Below are 18734 nucleotides of genomic sequence, written 5' to 3' on the forward strand. Positions count from 1 at the left end.
CTTTATGCACCGCTTCCTTATAAAGGACAAGAGCAAAAACAGTGAAAAAAGATTTAACAAACCTTATAAAAAGCGAAGATCTCTACCAGTCCAATGATTTCTTAAGCGAAAGAACAGCTGCTAATTATGTGGCAAAATACCTTATAAGCTATATAACCATAGAACTTCAAAACCTACCAAAAGAACATTGGGAAAAAACGTTAAAAACATGGTTAAAAATAATAGCTTTAGCTAAAAGCCTACAAAACAACATGCAAAGGAGTATGTTTTATCAAGAGAACAAGTTTGACATGGTAATGGAAGGTATCACAGAAGATGTGATACACACAATAAACGGCTTTCAATCTATAAACTTGCTTTCTAAAGACTTCAAACCTTATGAGCTTATAAAAAAATCCCTTGAAATCATCGTAAAATATCAAAAACATCAAGAATACCAACTCTTTGAAGAACCGTTTAAGTATCTATGCCAAATCTTTGATGTTAAAACCTAAAAAAACATTCGGTCAAAACTTCTTAAAATCAAAAAATATAGCACACTCCATAGTAGAGCTTTTAGATGTAAAAGAAGATGATACAGTCATAGAAATAGGTCCTGGGCTTGGGGCATTGACAGAGTTTTTATATCAAAAGCCAAAAAAAGAGCTTATATTGGTAGAACTTGACAAAGATATTTTTGGGCTTTTAGAAAAGAAGTATAAAAATGCTACGCTTTTAAACGAAGACGCTTCTTTGGTAGATCTATCAAGCTATAAAAATCTCAAGATCATAGGAAACCTTCCTTACAACATGTATGCAAGCATACTTATAAATATGATAAATCAAGAAAAGCATATATCAAAGATGGTTTTTATGCTTCAAAAAGAAGTGGGAGAAAGACTTATAACAGATTCCAAAGATAAATCTTGGCTTTGGGCATATGCCAACACTTACTTTAATATACATTACGCTTTTAGTGTACCAGGGAGGTTCTTTGAGCCTGTGCCAAAAGTGACCTCTTGTGTTTTGGTTTTTGATAAAAAAGAAGATACTCCTTCTTTTGAAAAACAAAATTATATGGATTTTTTAAAAAAGATGTTTTCCAACAGAAGAAAGATGCTAAAACACAAATTAAATAATATCGAAGATAAATACGCTCTAAAAAGAGTAGAAGAGCTTTCTTTAGAAGATATAAAATATATTTACAATACGCTTTCGTGTTTTAACAAAAACATCTTTACATCCACACCGGCGTTGTAACCACCTATGTAATTTTTATCTTTATAAAAGCCGTTAAACACTACCCTATGACAAGGTATAAATATAGGAAGAGGGTTTAATTTCATAGCGGTGGCTATAGTCCTTTGATGAAGGTTTAGCTTAGCACCAAGCTCTTTGTAGCTTACAACATTTCCAAAAGTTATATTATTTTTAAGATACATATAAATATCTTTGTATCTATCTGGTATATAAAAGATATCTTTATTTTCTATATCTTTTTTTTCTATGAAGTATATATCAAATATATCTTTTATATCCTTTGGTATATGCTCTTTTTCATCGGATATAAAAGGTTTTATATAAAAAATCTTACCGTTTTTTATATATATGTATAGGTTAAAGTTCTGATACTTGTAAACAAACATAATTTATAAAATAAAGCGGGCTTTTAGACCCGCCAAAGGACAAAGCTATGAAAAGCATAAAATCCCCCGTCCACTTTATCGTGGCGGGGATTAAAAACTTAAAATACGGTTCTTAAAGCAAGTGTCCAGTCTGTGAAGTTTTTGAGCTGATTATTGCTATTTGCGGTAGCAGTCTTCAAATCACCATTTGGATTTACTATTTGAGCACCCAAAGATATGTTTGCATTTTCACCATCTATATAGTAGTTAAAGAATATATCTGTCATAGATACTTTAGCATCTACAAAACCACTACCGTTGGGGTTGGCATAGTAATTTTTATTTTCATCTTGTTCATATCTTAAAACCAAAGCTGGTTTTCCTATACCTACATATCTATCGTATAAAAGCTGTGTTTGTAAATAATACCCTTGGGCTTCTGGTTGAGCTACATCACCGTTATTGTCTTCTGCATATCCTAAATCCTTTTGGTCAAGCCATGCAGCTTGGAAGTTTGGCACAAAATCCCCAAACTTTTGTTCCCACAATACATCAAACGTATAGGCTTTTGCTGTGGTGGAAGATGAAGCACCAGGTAAATTTAATCCAGAAAAAGAACAAGTGTTTGTAGCACCTGTAGTAGCGTTTGTTCCACATTCTATCTTTTGTTGTTGATAGGCAAAAGCAAATGTCAATGTGTTTTGTTTGCCAAGGAACGTATCTTCATCTACATAACCAGGTGTACCTTTGTATCCAAGCATTGTAGGTGTAAACTCTATTCTAAAACCATATTTTAGATTGCTGTTACCGTTTTTACCAGCTTCATAATCGTATTTACCATTACCAGCCATGAGGTAGTACTTTATCATGGCATCTTTACCTATATCACCCCAAAGGGCTATACCAGCATCCCGAAAAGAGTTACCCACATCAGAACCAAGCGTAAATGGAACAAGAGGGTTTATGAAAGGTTTACTGTTTAAAATGTCAGTGCTCCCCAACAAATTCCCACCATCAGTGTTTATCTCAGATATACCTGGGTTATAGTTCTCAAGTGGTACTATGAAAGAGTACAAATCACCAAGAGCTACCCTTGACCATGGGTCTAAGAAAAGACCAGCCATAACTTGAGCTTGTGGCATAAACTTAAAGTTTATAAAAGCATCTTTTATACCAGAAAAAGCCTTAGAACTTGAAGTACCTATACCACCAGTATGAGCTCTTGCAGAACCATCTGGAGCTAAAGCTGTGTTGTCTGCAAAATCAATGTTTGCGCCAAATTGGACTATTGGGTTTATTTGGCCTGAAAAATAAAGCCTTGCGTTTTCCACCGAGAAGTTGGTGCTGCTGTGGTCGTTGGTGGTAACGGCACCGTTGTTTTGAGCCCAGATAGCAAGCTTAAGACCTACGTTTGCAAACTCGTTGTCGTTTGCTTTTAATAAGATAGCATCGGCGCTATGAAGGGGTATCATAGCCATACCAAAAACCGATAGAGCTAGTAATAGCTTCTTTTTCATACAAACCTCCTTAAGTTTTGATGCTTTTATTATAAAAAAGAATTGTTAATTTTTCATTAAGATTTCATTTTTCTTTTATAAGGTATATTAATTTGTTTATATATTTAGATGCTCTAACTTTTCTTTAAGAAGCTCTATATCATCTTCTTCGGAAAGCCCAAGATGTTCTAAGAGTTTTCCTATACTTACCCATTTTTTTAGGACCATACCTTGGGTGATAAGCCTATCAAAAGGCTCTATATGGTCTATAAGGCCTATATCGTATAAAAACTTTTCAAAAAACCTCGAATAAAGAAGATGAAGCACCGCATGCTCTATACCGCCTATATATATATCCACATTCATCCATCTATTGGCTATATCTTTATCAAAGGGAAGCTTGTGGTTTTTTGGATCTGTGAACCTCAAAAAATACCAAGAGGAATCAAAAAACGTATCCATAGTGTCTGTTTCTCTTCTTGCTTTGGCACCGCATTTTGGACATGTAGTATTTACAAAGCTCTCAGATTGTTCTAAAGGGTTTCCGTATCCTGTGAAGTTTACATCCTTTGGAAGAAGCACCGGCAAATCTTCGTAAGGCACAGGCACTATACCGCAGTTTTGACAGTGTATCATAGGTATAGGGGTTCCCCAGTAGCGCTGTCTTGATACATTCCAATCTTTTATCTTGTAAGAGATTTTTTTGGTGGCTAAGTTTTTGGCTTTTAAAAACTCTAAAATTTTTTCTTTTGCCTCATCGGAAGAAAGTCCATCAAAATCTCCAGAGTTTATAAGAATACCCTTTTCTTCGTAAGCTTTTTCATCAAAATCATGGTTGTCGTTTTGGGGTTTAACAACAGGTATTATATCAAGCTTGTAAGCTTTGGCAAAATCAAAGTCCCTTTGATCGTGAGCGGGCACTGCCATTATGGCACCTGTTCCATATTCAAAGAGGATATAATTTGCCACGTATATGGGTATTTTCTTGCCGTTGGCAGGATTTATGGCGTATAGGCCTGTAAAAACTCCTTCTTTAACAGATGCGGTACCCCTTTCTCTTGTAGATATATGAGACATTTTTTGTAAGAAATCTTTTACGGCTTGGTTTTCTTTGGATACCTCTTTAGCCAGTGGATGTTCTGGGGCTATAGCCATAAAACTAACCCCAAATATCGTATCTATACGTGTGGTAAAAATTTCCAAATATTCAAAATCTTTTAGCTTTGTTTCCAATGGAAACTTTACCAAAGCCCCTTCGCTTTTTCCTATCCAGTTTCTTTGCTGCATAATTACTTTTTGAGGCCATTTTCCTTCTAAAAGCTCCAAATCTTTTAAAAGCCTTTCAGCGTAATCTGTAACCTTTATATACCAAGAGGGAATTTCTTTTTGGACAATAAGAGTACCACATCGCCAGCATTTACCATCTATTACCTGCTCGTTGGCAAGCACCGTTTGATCGTGAGGACACCAGTTCACAGTGGCGGTTTTCCTATAAACTACGCCTTTTTCATACATCTTTAAAAAAATCCACTGATTCCATTTATAATAATCTGGATTGCAAGTGGCAATTTCTCTATCCCAATCGTAAGAAAAACCAAGAGATTTTAACTGAGCCCTCATATAATCTATGTTTTGATAAGTCCAGATATCAGGTCTTAAGTTGTTTTTTATAGCGGCGTTTTCGGCGGGCAGTCCAAAAGCATCCCATCCCATCGGATGAAGCACGTTATGTCCTTCCATTCTTTTGATACGGGCTATAGCATCTCCTATTGTGTAGTTTCTTACATGCCCCATGTGTATTTTTCCAGATGGATATGGAAACATCTCAAGTACGTAAAATTTGTTTATGGGTTCTTGGGTTTTAGATTCTTTTTCCCAGCGTTCTTGCCACTTTTTTTCTATGCTTTTAAAATCCATATTAATAATCAAAAAGCATCGCTTTTGCCACTTCTTTTGCCTTTTCTTTTGAAGTTAATTTTTCTAAAAGCCTAAAACCAAAAACCATAGCCGTAGCTGGACCTCTACTGCTTATAATATTTTCATCTTCTACCACAGATTCTTCTTTGTATAGATGTTCGTTAAACTCAAGCTTCACAGATGGATGAGAGGTAATATGCTTATTTTCCACCACACCAGCATTTTTTAGCACCAAAGGACCTGCGCATATAGCGCTAACATATTTTTTCTTAGCATTCATTTGATTTATAAGGTTTTTTACTTCTTCACTTTTTTTGAGATTTTCAACACCTATCATACCACCAGGGATTATGATCATATCGAGGTTATCTACATCCTTTAGCTCATCTATGGTTACATCAACTTCAATTTTTACATTTCTGGCACTTGGTATGACTTTATCTTTTACACCTACTATCAAGACTTCTACACCGCCTCTTCTTAATATATCTATGGGGGCTATAGCTTCTACTTCTTCAAAACCAGGTGCCAACAACACAGCTACTTTTGCCATCATTCCCTCCTTTTTATATCAAACTTCACTTCTTTTGCCCACTCAGGTCTTCTGTTTAACCAACTCATCATATTTTCCAAAGACCTTGAATAGCAAACCTCACACATCAAAGTCCCGTCATCCATTATCTTAGAGTTATCATCACAGCATTCGGTTATGTTCCAGAATTCGTAGTTATCGTGAAGTATAAGTTTACCGCAGTTTTTACACTGGTATAGTTTATAGTTTTTGGCTTTTAGTATCTCATCAAAATTATCGTTGGTAACATCTTGCTCAAATATATTTGATAAAAACTCCAATTGCTCTTTTGAAAATTCCATAAACGCTATATTAAGCCACTTCTTCGTGGGCTTCCGCCATCACCATTTTTATGGCGTTTCTTTTTAGCATATCAGAGCATACGTATACGCAAAGAGCACATCCTTTGCATCTATTTGTAATCACATAAGCGTGATGTTCATCATCAGAGTACATAAGGGTGTTTGGTTCTGGACAAAAAAGCGTGCATTGTTTGCAGTTGTATTTGCTGCATTCGTCATTTATAACCTTAGCTACATAATACATATCAAGCCTCCTTTGAAAATGAGATAGTTATATATTATAACATTTGTTTGGTGTGTCAATATGTCTTTTGATAGTATAAGCTTTTTTTGAGCTTTTTATAAGAATATTTTTGCGTTGTGCCTTTATTTATGGTTTATAATTATATTCTAATACTTATGGAGGTATAGTCTATGCTGCATGCATTTTTTGCAATGTTTACCGGCGTTTACGCTCTAACGGCTTTTACAACTTATCTTCTTGTGTTTACAATCCTTAAGAAAAAACCAGTTATGATGTTTGGTCTTACAAATCATGGTTTATCGGTGATTTTTGGTATCTTGGCGGTGCTTACTGGTTTTGGTGCCGAGAGAATATCCTATGTGATGGTGAAAGCCCCGGCGCTTTTTGTATTTTTACACAAATGGATTGCCATATTTACAGCTCTTTACATAATAGGTACTTTCATATATCTTTGGGTAAAACAAGAAGATGCCGGTAAATTAAAAGGTATAGCTATAGCTGTAACAGGTTTATTTTTCTGTCTTTTTACGGTATTTTTAGGGCTTGATATCATATTTGATTTTGTAGCAAGATAATATATTAAATTAAATGAGTATATTAGAACATATAAACAGCGTATTGGATTTAAAAGAGCTTTCAAAAGAAGAACTAAAGCTTTTAGCCGAAGAAATCAGAGAGTTTATCATAGATGTAACATCCAAAAACGGAGGTCATGTGGCTCCTGGTCTTGGTACTGTAGAACTTACCATAGCACTTTTGAGGGTTTTTGATGTTCCAAAAGATGTTGTGGTTTGGGATATAGGGCATCAAGCTTACCCTTGGAAAATACTAACAGATAGGAAAGAGGTATTTCATACACTTAGAAAAAAAGGTGGTATATCTGGGTTCTTAAGAATAGAAGAGAGCTTATACGATGCTTTTGGGGCTGGGCATAGCTCTACTTCCATATCGGCAGCGGAAGGTTTTAGAGTGGCAAAAGACCTATTAAAAGACGATTCTTATGTAGTAGCCGTTATAGGGGACGGTGCCATGACCGCAGGCATGGTATATGAAGCTTTAAACAACATAGGACATCTTCATCATAACAAACTTATAATAATATTAAACGACAACGAAATGTCTATATCAAAAAACATAGGTGCAATATCCACATATTTAAACAAACTAATCACCGGCAGGCACATACAAGATACAAGAAACAAAATAAAAAATATTTTAGATAAAGCTGGGTTTGTACCAAGAAGATTTGCAAAACTTACAGAAGAGTTTGTAAAGGGTTTTGCCACCCCTGGTATTTTGTTTGAAGAGCTTGGTCTAAATTACATAGGTATAATAGATGGTCACAACGAGGAAGCCCTTGAAACAACGTTAAAAAACGCAAAATCTATAGATGGACCCGTGTTAATACACATTGTCACAAAGAAAGGAAAGGGCTACGAACCAGCGGAAGAAAACCCCGTCAAATGGCACGGTGTTGCCCCTTACAAAAAGGAATCCGGTGAAGCTTCAAAAATGTCTGGTGGTAAATCCTGGACCCAATGCTTTTCCGAAGCGCTTCTTAAAATAGCAGAGCTTGATGAAAGAGTGGTAGCCATAACCCCAGCCATGAAAGAGGGTTCTGGTCTCGTGGATTTTGCTAAAAAATATCCAGATAGGTTTTTTGACGTTGGCATAGCCGAACAGCACGCCGCTACTTTTTCTGCTGGGCTTGCTGCAGGTGGCTTAAAGCCGGTTTTGGCTTATTATTCTACTTTTATGCAAAGAGCCTACGACCAAATAATACACGATATAGCTCTTCAAAATCTAAACGTTGTTTTTGCAGTGGATAGAGCTGGTTTAGTAGGAGAAGATGGGCCTACACACCACGGAGTTTTTGATATATCGTTTTTAAATTGTATACCAAACATCGTTATATCATCTCCCAAAGACAATCTTGAGCTTTTAGACCTTCTTTACACCGCCATAAATTCCAACAAACCGTTTGCAATAAGATATCCAAGAGGAGAAGCGGTTTTATCCAAAGAAGAAAGAGCACCAAAGCTTATAAAAATAGGTAAATGGGAAGTGTTAAAGCCCGGTACAGATATAGCTATACTTACAAACAGTTATCTTTTAAAAGAAGCTTTAGAAGCATCTTATGAGCTTTTAGAGCATGGTATAAACATAGAAGTGGTAAATGCAAGGTTTATAAAACCTTTAGACGAAGATATGCTATTTGATATAGCAAAAAGGTTTAACGCTGTTCTTAGTATCGAGGACGGGGTATTAAAAGGAGGTTTTGGAGCCTCTATTTTAGAGTTTTTTAATGACAATATGTTAGACGTAAAAATGTATAGGATAGGTATTCCAGACAAGTTTGTAGAACATGCTTCTCAGAAAGAGCTAAGAGAGATGTTTAACCTTACAAAAGACGGTATTAAAAAGTTTATATTAGAGCATATAGTTGCATCTCAAAAGTTAGAAAACTTTTAACACTATAAAAGATAGGTTATCTTTTATATGACGCTCTTTTGATAAGATATGCTCTTTTATAGATTTAGGATCTTTTTCTACTATATCTTCCAATACATCTTTTATATCGCATATGCCGTCTGTAGATATGAAAAAAATATCGTTTTTCTCAATGTTTCCTATTGTTTTATATAAATCTATACTCCAATTTGTACCAAGGGCTTTCACGTATTTTTTATGGTTTTCTAGTTTGCTTTGGTCTTTAGTAAGTTGCATTAGGCTTTTATCACGAATAAGAAATATTTTAGAATCTCCAACATGATATACATAGTACATCATGCTATCTAAATCGCATTTTAATACACTAAGCGTGGTACCACATATAAGCCCATCTGCATATTTACTTAACCTATTTATAATCTCTTTGTTTATTTTATAAAAAGCCTTTTCTATATTATCAAGATATTGTTCTAACACCTGTATCGCTATTTTTGAGGCAAGCTTTCCAGAGTTTTTATCTCCCATACCATCTGCCACTGCAAACACGCTATCTTGCACAAATATTTCATCGCTTTGGTAATTCTTCTCTCCCATTATCTGCCCGCACTCGTAGACTATATTCATAAAATCTCGTGAGTCTTTAGATATTCTCTTAGTTCTATGGCATTTTGAAATCTTTTGTTGTAATCGCACTCTAAAAGCATCTTTATAAACTCCCTCGTTTTTTGAGGTATGTCTTCAGACATCTTGTAATCGCAGTTTTTGTTTCTTTTTAACTTTGGTATATCGCTTTCCACGTCAAAAGGGTCTTTTTTTGTAAGGATATAGTGAAGCAACGCCCCCATAGAAAAGATATCACTGGCTGGATATATTTCGTTTCTAAATATCTCAGGGGCTATATAGCCTACAGTGCCTTTTACAGATATAAGAGATTGCCCTTTTTTTGTTTTTAAAAGCCCAAAATCTCCCAATTTCCACACAAGCCCTTTCAATATCTTTTTACCAAACACGTTATCTGGTTTTATATCGCTGTGTATATAGCCCATTTGATGTAAAAAAGCAAGGCCGTTGGTTATATCCGTAAAAATCTTCAATACAACCTCTTTGTTAAGATCTTGATGAGATATATATTCTTTTAAATTTCCAGTATCCATAAGCTCGTATATAACATATAGTCTCTTTTCATCTTTTTTATAAAGATAGCTTATCAAAGATATAATGTTTGGATGTCTTAAAAGTATAAGGGATTGGACTTCTTTCCAAAGATATTCTATAGCATATTCATCTTTTGCTATTTTTAATGCAAACTCCTTCCACTTGTATTTGCCTTTTAAGCCCTCAACTTTGTATACTTTACCAAACTCACCTTCCCCAAGAATACCCACTATCCTATACATATCTAAAACTATATCGCCTATTTCCATCAGTAATATACCTTTTTTAAGTATAAACCATGAGCTTTTGCCGTGTGGTTTGAAACTCTCTTTGCTTTTAAAAAATCATTTACATCGTCTATTGATATAAGCCCTTGAGCGTAAGATAACATCGTCCCTACCATACGCCTTACCATATACCTCAAAAATCTATTGGCAGTAATTGATATTTCTACCAAAGGGTAATCCACTTTAAAAGTTATATTTTCTACAGAGCAATAGCCGTTTTCGTCTTCAAGCTCTTTGGTAAATCCCCTAAAATCCTTATAACCTAAAAATAAGTGCGATATTTCCATCATTTTGCCTAAATCTGTAGGCTTATACACAAGCATTGCCCTATCCTGGAAAAACGGTGAGTTTTTCTCATCAAAAAACAGTTTATATATATAGGTTTTTTTTAAAGCATCAAAACGGGAGTTAAACTCCAAAGGCACCTCTTCTATGTTGTGGATTTTTATATCCTTTGGTAGAGCGCTATTTAGGGCTTTCCTTAAAAAATTTAAATCTTTATCAAATTCCATCTTGACGTTGAATACAAACTCAATAGCATGAACGCCTTTGTCTGTCCTAGAACAACCTATAGCCCTTATTTTTTGCTTTATAGGTTTTTTCTTATTTACTATGTAATACAGTTTTTCTTCTACTTCGTTTTGTATGGTAGGTACGTTTGGTTGGTATTGCCATCCGCTGTAATTTGTGCCTACAAAGGATATAGTAAATTTATAGTTCTTCACACCGCCAACGTGTTCTTTAGATAAAGCTTTGTTATATATTCCATTACCATCCTATTTGTATTAAAATATGTCCCACTTGTGGCTACAGCCATTTTCATAACGTTTATATATTTCCCAAAGCTGTTGTAGTAAGTGGGCAATATTATATATCTAAGCTTGTTGTAAAGATCGTGTATCTCTTCTTTATCCCATTCTGGTTCTAAAGCTATATCTTCCCAAGAGGTTTTTTTACCTATGGACCAGCCGTTTATGTTTTCCATACAGCCTTCTATCCACCATCCATCCAATACAGAGAAATTGGGAACACCATTTAAAGCTGCTTTCATTCCACTTGTACCAGAAGCCTCTAAAGGTCTTTGTGGAGTGTTTAACCATATATCTACGCCGGATATAATAATCTTAGCTTTATACATGTCGTAATTTTCTATAAAAGCTATTTTTAGCTTGTTGGTTTTGGATTTTGCATAATCTTTTGCATCAAATATCTCTTTTATGATAGCTTTGCCTTCTCCGTCAAGTGGATGAGCTTTACCAGAAAATACTATTTGAAGACCGTTAAAATCGTTAGCTATATCTATGAGCCAGTCAATATCTTTTAATATAATATGATTTCTTTTATAGGCAGTTATACGCCTTGCTCCCCCTATAGTAAACCAATCTCTAGAAAATGAAGCATCCGTTTGAGAGTTTACCAAATCTATAAGATCGTCTTTTGCCTTTTGATGGGCTTGTATAAATATCTGATCTGGTACATTTACTATCTGTCTTAGTAAGGAAGGGTCTTCTTCCCAACCTCTTATAAATTCTGTGTAAAGCTTTTTATGATGAGGTGATACCCATCTCATATGATGCACACCGTTTGTCACATATTCTAGCTTATGCCCTTCAAAAATACTTTCAGATACGTATTTGTGTTTTTTTGATACAGCAGCCACAGTTCTTGAAGCTTTTAAAGATACCCAAGATAGGTTAAACTCTTGATCGTGATCAAAAAGATCTTCCATATTTGCATCTTTGATATAATCTTTTAAATAGGTTTTCACATCTTCTATTGGAAACTTGTCAAAAGCAGCTGCCACAGGTGTATGAGTTACAAAAACTACCCTATCCCTAACTTTTTCTATGTCTTGCAAATCTCTCAAAAGACCCACCGTTAGAAATGCTGAGTGACTTTCGTTTATGTGGTATACCATTATTTTATAACTCAAAGCTTTTAAAAGCTCATAACCCCCTATACCAAATATAATCTCTTGAAGCATCCTATCTTTCCCTTGGGCAAGATAAAGCCTGTCAAATATTTGTCTTATATCTGGTTGGTTTTCTTTCAAGTTTGTATCTAAAAATAGTACTGGTACTATATGACCATTTATACCCATCATATCGTATTTCCAAGCTGTCACATATATATCTTGACCGTTAATAGGTATTTTGATTTTAATATCTAAAGGCTTTAAATATTTTGATGGGTCCCAAGCTTGCGGGAAATCTGTTTGAGCTCCATGAGCTGTAAGATGCTGAGATATATAACCCTTTCTCCAGAGTATAGTAACACCTACAGAGGGCACTTTTAAATCCGCAAGGCTTTGAAGCGTATCACCAGCCAATACTCCCAAACCCCCACTGTAAGTGGGTATATATGGCTCTACGCCGCATTCCATTACAAAATAAGCTATCATAACGATTATTTTATCAGATTGTCAAACTCTTTGTACATTGCTTCTTTTGAGTTTGCAATACCAGTTTCCACTTTTCCAGTAGGACCCACAAATGTAGGCGTTCCATCTACTCCTAAACCTTGCAAATATGATATATTTTCCTTTACTTTTTCTAAACCTTTTTTACAAGGGCTTTTTGGTACCGGAGCGCTATACATAAACTCCAGCATGCTATAACTAGCGTTGTTGTCACATAAAAGCTCAGCGGATTTCTTAACAGAACCAGGATGCAAAGAACCTGTTGGTGTTTGTACAGGATATAAAATTACTTTTATTGCTATATGGTTTTTCTTAGCCCATTCTTTAAGAGGGTTTTCCGCTTCGTGACAAAACGGACATTGAGGATCTGTTATGAAATATACAAAGTTTTTAGCGCTTTTACCGTTGTATACAAAATCAACATGACTTTCTAACTTTTTTAGTTGATGTTTTGACAGCTTTTCATACTTAGATAGATCTGGGGCCACCAAAGACTTATGCTTTATATCTATCACTTGACCTTGTATTATATAGTTTCCATCTTTGCTTATAAAAAAGTATTGAGCGTTTAGAGGAGATACCTTAAACACCACTTCACAAAAACCTTTAAGCCTTTTGGATGGAGATACATCCTCTATTTTTAGAGTAGGCGGTAGATTAAAATTTTTCAATATGCTTTTAACATCTGTTTTTGATGGACAAGCGTCCTTTGCATAAGCACTACTTATCATCATACCAAAAGCAACAATAGATAGCAACAATTTTTTATACATAAAAATCCTCCTAAATATTAAATGCCATTATACCACAGCTAAATGAATAAATCATGAATAGTCTTCACTTTCTCTAACACATCCTCTGGTTTTACAAAATCAAGACATTGATAGGTTTTTGTTTTACAGCTTTTAGGATTTATAGAACAAGGGTGACAATATAACTTAGGTTCTAAATAAAACCCATTTATAGGATAAAACCCATAAGAGGCTGAAGTAGCACAATATATTGAAATAGCTTTTATACCAAAGGCGTTTGCTATATGAACAGAAGAAGAATCGTTTGCAATCATAAGAGAAGAAAGACTCGAAGTAGCTAAAAACTCTTTCAAAGAAGTTAAACCTGATAAGTTTAAAACATTTTTTATATTGTCAAAAGCCTCTAAACGTTTATCAGATAATATAACTACAGGTTTATCAAGAGATTTTGAGAGCTTTACAAAGTGCTCTTGTTTCCAGGTTTTTAAGAAAAAATTTGACGTAGGAGATATTGCTATAAAAGAAAGTGGTAAATTGAACTTTCTTTTCACAGCTTCTTTTAGATCTTCTTCTATATATAGCTTTGGTGGTTTTGGGTTTAGTTTTTTTGATATCAAAAGCTCCAAAAGTTTTATATTTCTTTCTATCTCGTGAATACCTTTTTCTTGGTAAGGTATAAGGTCTGTATATAAAAATTTTCCTTCTGATCTATCAAAACCTATCCGCTTTTTAATACCAGATAAATATAATATCAAGGCGCTTCTAAAAGATACATGTAAAGACAAAACAGCATCGTAACCTTTTATGGCTTTTATGATATCAAAAGAGTCTTTCAACGACCTATCGTAAGGGTAAAGCTCTATAGGGTAACCATAGAAAATATCTTTTATGAAAGGCCTTCCTACAAAACCTACGTTGTGTTCTCCGAAAATCTCAACAGCATTTTGCAAAAGGGATGTAGCCAGCACCACATCCCCTAAGTAAGCTGTTTGCCAAACAAGTACTTTCAATAAACAAGCACTAAAAACTTATGTTGGTTATCTTCCAAGAGTCGTTCTCTTTTGATACAGTAAAGGTAATATCACGTTCCATATGCTCGTTGTCTTTGGTTTCTAGCACAACCTTTACCTCAGAGTCTGAAATTTTTGATACGTTTTTAATCTTAAAAGATTTTACAAAAGACATCTGACCCTCCAAAGAAGCCCCCAAAGCTTCGTACGGCTTCATCTCCACTAAAGCAAGTGGTAATTTTAATTGGCTTTCTAAGCTTTCCCTTAGGCTTGGATCAAGCTTTCTTATAGCTTTCATAGGATGATGGTCTTTTAGATTAGCAACAAAATCCGATACTAAATCTCTAGATATTCCTTGAGGTGAAGACCCGCAAGCTCTAAAAAGCAAAAATACAGCCCCTAAGGCTACTATTCCTATAATAATTTTCTTCTTTGACATGCTATGACCTCCTGGATTTATTAATAAGATAATCGTAAATATGCTTAGCCGCTTCTTTCCCCTCTTTCAAAGCTCTTACTACAGTATCACCGCCGTTTACCACATCCCCAGATGCAAATATACCATCAATAGAACACATATAATTTTGGTCCACTTCAAGAGTACCCCATTTTGTAGTCTTTAAGTTTAGTTCTTCAAAGGCTATAGGGTTCGGTTTTTGACCTATAGCCAACACCACAGCATCACAGTCTATAACAAACTCTGAGTTTGGTATCTCAACTGGTCTAGGTCTTCCTGACTCGTCTGGCTCGCCAAGCTCCATTCTTACACAAAGAAGACCTCTTGTATAACCGTTTTCATCTCCTATTATTTCTTTTGGTTGTGTAAGCCAATGTATTATGGCACCTTCTTCTTGAATGTGATCCCACTCTTCGTCTCTAGCTGATGAGGTTTCTCTGGTTCTTCTATAAACCACATGGGTTTCTATACCAAACCTTATGGCACTTATAGCACAATCCACAGCGGTAAATCCACCACCTATTATGGCTACTTTTTTTATATCGGCCATTTGACAACCTAAAGCTATATTCATGAGAAATTCTATTGCAGAATATACATTTATAAGGTTGTCTCCTTTTATACCAAGATTTCCCCTACCAGCACCTACACCTATAAACACCGCATCAAAGTTTTCTTTTAATTCTTTGAAGGACATACTTCTTCCTACTACTATGCCAGTATGGAATGTTACGCCCATTTTTTTGAGTTTGTTTATTTCGTATTCTAGTATGGATTTATCAAGCCTTGCATTTGGAATACCGTAAAACATCACACCACCAAGCTTAGGAAGCGCTTCGTAAACCTCAACATCTATACCTTTTCTAGCAAGTTCATAAGCACATCCTAATGATGCTGGACCTGAGCCCACAATCGCAACTTTGTATCCTTTCTTTTCTTCTATATCTACTGAAGGTTCTATGCCAGATATCCTTACAAAATCTCCTACAAACTTTTCTAAAGCCCCTATGTTAACAGGAAGGCCCTTGTTTCTCTTGTTTCTTACCGTATCAAAGTACAATATGCAAGCACCTTCGCATTGCCTTTCTTGAGGACATACCCTTCCACATATTGAGGGAAATATATCCGTTTGAGTGATTATCTTGTAAGCTTCCAATATGTTACCTTCCGCTATCTTCGATATAAAACCAGGTATGTCTACATTTATAGGACAACCTTTAATACATCTTTTATCTGCATCTTTGCAAAGTATACAACGCCTTGCCTCATCTATAGCTAAATTTATTGTATAGCCAAGGGCATACTCTTCAAAGGTTTTTGTACGCTTCTCCACTGGCATTAAGACTTCTTGGTTTCTATCGTAATACCTAATTTTTTTCATGACTCAACTCTTCCTAGAACGCACCAACACTTCTTTTAAAATTAGGTGCCTTCTGTTTAAATCATCAAAATCTATCTTGTTGGCTTCAAGCCAAGGCCCTTCTACGCAAGGGAGTTTAAGTTTGCCATCATATTGAATCCTGCAAGCCAAACAGAGCCCTACCGTACAAAGCATCCTTGTGATAACTGCACACAGAACATCTTTATCTTCATAAACACTAACTAACTCTTTAGCTAACTCGTTAGAACCAGCACTTATAACAACATCATATGGTTTCTCGATCTTACTAAAAGCCTCTATACTATCAAACTCATAAACATGATCAAATATATCTGTATAGTTTTTCAAATCATCTAAACGCACAGCATCAGAATTTATGAAAGCAAGTTCTACTTTGTTTTTTGATTTTAGATGTTTTGCAACATTGTATATACCTGCAAAACCCCAATTTATACTGACAAATAGTATATTTTTATATTCTAGCTGAGGAAAAGGCTTTCCCGCTGGACCTTCCACGTAATGCAACTTTTGCCCTGGCTTTACATTTTCAAAAGCCTCAGTCACCACCATATCATCAGATTTTTGCAATAAAAAAGAAACCGTACTGTGTTCTGCATCTGCACTCATGATAAAAATGGGTATTCTTTCTGGCTTTTCTTGATATTGCATGATAAAAAACTGACCAGGCTTTGCTTTTGAAAGATACAAACTCTTTAGTGTTATTAGTTTTAGGCTTTTAGAGATATCTAAAACTTCTAATACTTCAGCCATTCACAAAATCCCTAATGTCAAATATCACCGTAGAACAGCAGTTTGGAGATATATAAGGTTTCATGCCAAATTCCATGCTTTGAGATACTATGCCCTCTGCTGGAAAAGCTATACCATTTGCCCCTGCTAACATAGCGTATGTATCAAAAGCCAAACGATACTCTCCCGCTGGTCTTGCACATCCTATTATTATAGGGTTTTTTGGCATTTTTTGCCTAGCGTAAAGTATCACCTCTGCAGCTTCTTCAGCACTTGGAGGTTTTATAAGCTGATATCTTGCGTTACCGTAGTAAGGCATAACCACTACAAGCACCAAAGCATCGGGATCATACTTTGATATTATGTCCACCGCGTTAAACTCACCTATGATCTTGCCGTAATGTAGGCCTATGATAATATGCGGCACTATTTTAAGGCCATGATCTTTTAAAAGTCTTAAGGATTCGTCGTAGTCTTTGGTGCTTTTGTGAGGAAGTTTATAAACCTTATGAATTGTTTCATCTTCACCTATAATATCTAAAAGAACAGCATCCACCTCAGCTTCTTTCAGCGTCTTAGCTAATCTTTCATCCACAAGGCCAACATGACATGTTACTATAAGTCCCAGCTCTTTTTTGGCATATATCATGGCATCTTTATAGTCATATAGTTCCACAACGTTATCTTTGTTTGAACCTCCAGATATCAATATACCTCCAACGCCTGCTTCTTTTAAGTCCTCACAAACCCTTATAAGTTCTTCAGGTGAAGTGGCAGGTATCATATGATGCAATATTTTAGAAGCGCAGTGATCGCACATCAATTCGCACTTTTTTCCAGTTATAGATATATCTACAAACCTTGGTTTGGAAACAGTTTTAAAATCCTCTACCTCGTAATGCTTAAAACCTGGCCCATAAAAAAATATATTGTTTCCAAAATGCTCCTCTTTTGTTTTAAGACCTGTTTTGAGCTTTTCTAAAAAAGCTTCATCTACTTCTATATCTATCATAAATTCTACCTCAAAATGTTATTACTTTAGCACCTTGATCTATAAGTTCTAAAAGCTCTGGACCAATAGCCAAAACATTGATACCTTTTTCTTCGTTGTACTCCTTTTCCCCTAGCTTTGTAGAGTTGTTTATACAGGCCATTGTAGTAATGCCTTTTTCTAAAAGCTTATAAAACAAATCTTTTAAATGAGGTATATCCTCTATTTGCCTTGGTACCTTCACTCCGTCTGCCCAAAAGAAAAATCTAACATCAAATCTTGGATCCTCGGAGGCTCTTAAAGCAAACCTCATACTCATCTCTACTTTCAATTCACTTGTATTTACATCAGACATCAACACAATAGCTAGTTTCTTCATTTAAAACACCATATACAATTAATTTTTAAATTTAGTAGCCCTACTCCAAAAGAGTAGGGCATAGATTATATTAACCGCAGGAAATACCTTTTTCTTTTGCTATAGCACCTAACTTTTCTACGGCTTCTGAACCTTTAAGAAGAGTTGATACTTCTGATGGATTTGTAGGTTTTATTTTTGCTATCCAACCAGCACCGTATGGATCGTCGTTAGCTAAAGCAGGATTTGCCTTTACTGTATCGTTTATCTCTACTACCTCACCACTTAACGGAGACGGCACTGGACCAACCCATTTTCCGCTTTCTATGGTAGCGACGGACTTTCTTCTTTCCACAGTCTTACCTGGTTTTTTCGGTGTATAGGCCACCAATCTACCAGCCATAGCTGCAGCTACAGAAGTGAGGCCCACTGTGAAGGTGCCATCACCGTTGTCTTTTGCCCATGTAAAGGCGTTGGCCTCTGCGTCAACGTCGTAAAGTAAATCCTCTGGGATATTGCACCCGTTTACTACTGCCATATATACCTCCTTAATAAATTATTTTCTAAATTAATGTTTCCTTCTAAAAGC

Annotated in this window: 22 protein-coding genes; 4 read left to right on the forward strand and 18 right to left on the reverse strand. The window is 35.4% G+C overall.

All coding sequences use genetic code 11. The features are described from left to right. Window positions 1-41: 41 nt before the first annotated feature. Entirely contained in the window at window positions 42-494 is a 453-nt protein-coding gene (locus tag HY04AAS1_RS05320) for a hypothetical protein (protein ID WP_012514094.1), read from the forward strand. Beyond that, the gene (rsmA, locus tag HY04AAS1_RS05325) at window positions 445-1239 is read left to right on the forward strand and encodes a 16S rRNA (adenine(1518)-N(6)/adenine(1519)-N(6))-dimethyltransferase RsmA (protein WP_337954064.1); all 795 of its coding nucleotides are present in this window, start codon (window positions 445-447) and stop codon (window positions 1237-1239) included. Before HY04AAS1_RS05320 ends, rsmA begins: the two co-directional genes overlap by 50 nt. Here the strand turns inward: rsmA and HY04AAS1_RS05330 are convergent. From HY04AAS1_RS05330 to HY04AAS1_RS05355, 6 genes are all read right to left on the reverse strand, one after another. Beyond that, window positions 1182-1625 carry an MGMT family protein gene (locus HY04AAS1_RS05330; protein WP_012514096.1) on the reverse strand — a complete coding sequence of 148 codons (444 nt, stop codon included), beginning with the start codon at window positions 1623-1625 and terminating at the stop codon, window positions 1182-1184. The genes rsmA and HY04AAS1_RS05330 overlap by 58 nt on opposite strands. Window positions 1626-1723: 98 nt before the next feature. Then, the gene (locus tag HY04AAS1_RS05335) at window positions 1724-3121 is read right to left on the reverse strand and encodes a hypothetical protein (RefSeq protein ID WP_012514097.1); all 1398 of its coding nucleotides are present in this window, start codon (window positions 3119-3121) and stop codon (window positions 1724-1726) included. A 96-nt stretch (window positions 3122-3217) separates the two neighbouring features. After that, entirely contained in the window at window positions 3218-5017 is a 1800-nt protein-coding gene (leuS, locus tag HY04AAS1_RS05340) for a leucine--tRNA ligase (RefSeq protein WP_012514098.1), read from the reverse strand. 1 nt (window position 5018) lies between these two features. Then, window positions 5019-5570 carry a DJ-1 family glyoxalase III gene (locus tag HY04AAS1_RS05345; RefSeq protein WP_012514099.1) on the reverse strand — a complete coding sequence of 184 codons (552 nt, stop codon included), beginning with the start codon at window positions 5568-5570 and terminating at the stop codon, window positions 5019-5021. After that, entirely contained in the window at window positions 5570-5890 is a 321-nt protein-coding gene (locus HY04AAS1_RS05350) for a hypothetical protein (protein ID WP_012514100.1), read from the reverse strand. Before HY04AAS1_RS05350 ends, HY04AAS1_RS05345 begins: the two co-directional genes overlap by 1 nt. Before the next feature lie 10 nt (window positions 5891-5900). Beyond that, window positions 5901-6134: a ferredoxin oxidoreductase gene (locus HY04AAS1_RS05355; RefSeq protein WP_012514101.1), complete on the reverse strand. Its 234-nt coding sequence runs from the start codon at window positions 6132-6134 to the stop codon at window positions 5901-5903. A 170-nt stretch (window positions 6135-6304) separates the two neighbouring features. Between HY04AAS1_RS05355 and HY04AAS1_RS05360 the strand changes: the two genes are divergently transcribed. Together HY04AAS1_RS05360 and dxs are read left to right on the forward strand one after the other, a co-directional pair. Further along, window positions 6305-6709, forward strand: coding sequence for a hypothetical protein (locus tag HY04AAS1_RS05360; protein ID WP_012514102.1), 405 nt, complete (start codon window positions 6305-6307; stop codon window positions 6707-6709). 13 nt (window positions 6710-6722) lie between these two features. Then, window positions 6723-8606 (forward strand): 1-deoxy-D-xylulose-5-phosphate synthase, encoded by a 1884-nt coding sequence (gene dxs, locus HY04AAS1_RS05365; RefSeq protein ID WP_012514103.1) that lies wholly within the window; start codon window positions 6723-6725, stop codon window positions 8604-8606. Here dxs and HY04AAS1_RS05370 read toward each other — a convergent pair. From HY04AAS1_RS05370 to HY04AAS1_RS05425, 12 genes are all read right to left on the reverse strand, one after another. Next, window positions 8592-9209, reverse strand: coding sequence for a PP2C family serine/threonine-protein phosphatase (locus HY04AAS1_RS05370; protein WP_012514104.1), 618 nt, complete (start codon window positions 9207-9209; stop codon window positions 8592-8594). The genes dxs and HY04AAS1_RS05370 overlap by 15 nt on opposite strands. Then, window positions 9206-10009, reverse strand: a complete 804-nt coding sequence (locus tag HY04AAS1_RS05375; RefSeq protein ID WP_012514105.1) for a serine/threonine-protein kinase — start codon at window positions 10007-10009, stop codon at window positions 9206-9208. Before HY04AAS1_RS05375 ends, HY04AAS1_RS05370 begins: the two co-directional genes overlap by 4 nt. After that, window positions 10009-10752, reverse strand: coding sequence for a tRNA pseudouridine(38-40) synthase TruA (truA, locus tag HY04AAS1_RS05380; protein ID WP_012514106.1), 744 nt, complete (start codon window positions 10750-10752; stop codon window positions 10009-10011). The genes HY04AAS1_RS05375 and truA overlap by 1 nt, the downstream gene beginning before the upstream one ends. Next, window positions 10749-12428, reverse strand: coding sequence for an alpha-glucan family phosphorylase (glgP, locus tag HY04AAS1_RS05385; RefSeq protein WP_012514107.1), 1680 nt, complete (start codon window positions 12426-12428; stop codon window positions 10749-10751). Before glgP ends, truA begins: the two co-directional genes overlap by 4 nt. A gap of 5 nt (window positions 12429-12433) precedes the next feature. Then, window positions 12434-13219 (reverse strand): DsbC family protein, encoded by a 786-nt coding sequence (locus tag HY04AAS1_RS05390; protein ID WP_012514108.1) that lies wholly within the window; start codon window positions 13217-13219, stop codon window positions 12434-12436. 38 nt (window positions 13220-13257) lie between these two features. Continuing rightward, window positions 13258-14208 (reverse strand): glycosyltransferase family 9 protein, encoded by a 951-nt coding sequence (locus HY04AAS1_RS05395; protein WP_012514109.1) that lies wholly within the window; start codon window positions 14206-14208, stop codon window positions 13258-13260. Between the two features lie 10 nt (window positions 14209-14218). Then, window positions 14219-14647: a DUF4878 domain-containing protein gene (locus HY04AAS1_RS05400; RefSeq protein WP_012514110.1), complete on the reverse strand. Its 429-nt coding sequence runs from the start codon at window positions 14645-14647 to the stop codon at window positions 14219-14221. A gap of 1 nt (window position 14648) precedes the next feature. Continuing rightward, a complete protein-coding gene (gene gltA, locus HY04AAS1_RS05405) occupies window positions 14649-16046 on the reverse strand; it encodes an NADPH-dependent glutamate synthase (RefSeq protein WP_012514111.1) in 1398 nt (465 codons plus the stop codon). A 3-nt stretch (window positions 16047-16049) separates the two neighbouring features. Then, a complete protein-coding gene (locus HY04AAS1_RS05410; protein WP_012514112.1) occupies window positions 16050-16817 on the reverse strand; it encodes a 2-polyprenylphenol hydroxylase in 768 nt (255 codons plus the stop codon). Then, window positions 16810-17808 carry a radical SAM protein gene (locus HY04AAS1_RS05415; protein ID WP_012514113.1) on the reverse strand — a complete coding sequence of 333 codons (999 nt, stop codon included), beginning with the start codon at window positions 17806-17808 and terminating at the stop codon, window positions 16810-16812. Before HY04AAS1_RS05415 ends, HY04AAS1_RS05410 begins: the two co-directional genes overlap by 8 nt. A 10-nt stretch (window positions 17809-17818) precedes the next feature. Then, entirely contained in the window at window positions 17819-18166 is a 348-nt protein-coding gene (locus tag HY04AAS1_RS05420) for a DsrE family protein (protein WP_012514114.1), read from the reverse strand. Between the two features lie 70 nt (window positions 18167-18236). After that, window positions 18237-18683, reverse strand: a complete 447-nt coding sequence (locus HY04AAS1_RS05425; protein ID WP_012514115.1) for a glycine cleavage system protein H — start codon at window positions 18681-18683, stop codon at window positions 18237-18239. Window positions 18684-18734: the final 51 nt, after the last annotated feature.

The sequence above is a fragment of the Hydrogenobaculum sp. Y04AAS1 genome (genome assembly GCF_000020785.1).
Classification (GTDB): domain Bacteria; phylum Aquificota; class Aquificia; order Aquificales; family Aquificaceae; genus Hydrogenobaculum.

Excerpts from the sequence above, each read along its gene's own strand:
- HY04AAS1_RS05330 (WP_012514096.1), bottom strand. The coding sequence starts at position 1,625 with ATGTTTGTTTACAAGTATCAGAACTTTAACCTATACATATATATAAAA.
- HY04AAS1_RS05335 (WP_012514097.1), bottom strand. The coding sequence starts at position 3,121 with ATGAAAAAGAAGCTATTACTAGCTCTATCGGTTTTTGGTATGGCTATG.
- leuS (WP_012514098.1), bottom strand. The coding sequence starts at position 5,017 with ATGGATTTTAAAAGCATAGAAAAAAAGTGGCAAGAACGCTGGGAAAAA.
- HY04AAS1_RS05345 (WP_012514099.1), bottom strand. The coding sequence starts at position 5,570 with ATGGCAAAAGTAGCTGTGTTGTTGGCACCTGGTTTTGAAGAAGTAGAA.
- HY04AAS1_RS05350 (WP_012514100.1), bottom strand. The coding sequence starts at position 5,890 with ATGGAATTTTCAAAAGAGCAATTGGAGTTTTTATCAAATATATTTGAG.
- HY04AAS1_RS05355 (WP_012514101.1), bottom strand. The coding sequence starts at position 6,134 with ATGTATTATGTAGCTAAGGTTATAAATGACGAATGCAGCAAATACAAC.
- HY04AAS1_RS05360 (WP_012514102.1), top strand. The coding sequence starts at position 6,305 with ATGCTGCATGCATTTTTTGCAATGTTTACCGGCGTTTACGCTCTAACG.
- dxs (WP_012514103.1), top strand. The coding sequence starts at position 6,723 with ATGAGTATATTAGAACATATAAACAGCGTATTGGATTTAAAAGAGCTT.
- HY04AAS1_RS05370 (WP_012514104.1), bottom strand. The coding sequence starts at position 9,209 with ATGAATATAGTCTACGAGTGCGGGCAGATAATGGGAGAGAAGAATTAC.
- HY04AAS1_RS05375 (WP_012514105.1), bottom strand. The coding sequence starts at position 10,009 with ATGGAAATAGGCGATATAGTTTTAGATATGTATAGGATAGTGGGTATT.
- glgP (WP_012514107.1), bottom strand. The coding sequence starts at position 12,428 with ATGATAGCTTATTTTGTAATGGAATGCGGCGTAGAGCCATATATACCC.
- HY04AAS1_RS05390 (WP_012514108.1), bottom strand. The coding sequence starts at position 13,219 with ATGTATAAAAAATTGTTGCTATCTATTGTTGCTTTTGGTATGATGATA.
- HY04AAS1_RS05400 (WP_012514110.1), bottom strand. The coding sequence starts at position 14,647 with ATGTCAAAGAAGAAAATTATTATAGGAATAGTAGCCTTAGGGGCTGTA.
- gltA (WP_012514111.1), bottom strand. The coding sequence starts at position 16,046 with ATGAAAAAAATTAGGTATTACGATAGAAACCAAGAAGTCTTAATGCCA.
- HY04AAS1_RS05410 (WP_012514112.1), bottom strand. The coding sequence starts at position 16,817 with ATGGCTGAAGTATTAGAAGTTTTAGATATCTCTAAAAGCCTAAAACTA.
- HY04AAS1_RS05415 (WP_012514113.1), bottom strand. The coding sequence starts at position 17,808 with ATGATAGATATAGAAGTAGATGAAGCTTTTTTAGAAAAGCTCAAAACA.
- HY04AAS1_RS05420 (WP_012514114.1), bottom strand. The coding sequence starts at position 18,166 with ATGAAGAAACTAGCTATTGTGTTGATGTCTGATGTAAATACAAGTGAA.
- HY04AAS1_RS05425 (WP_012514115.1), bottom strand. The coding sequence starts at position 18,683 with ATGGCAGTAGTAAACGGGTGCAATATCCCAGAGGATTTACTTTACGAC.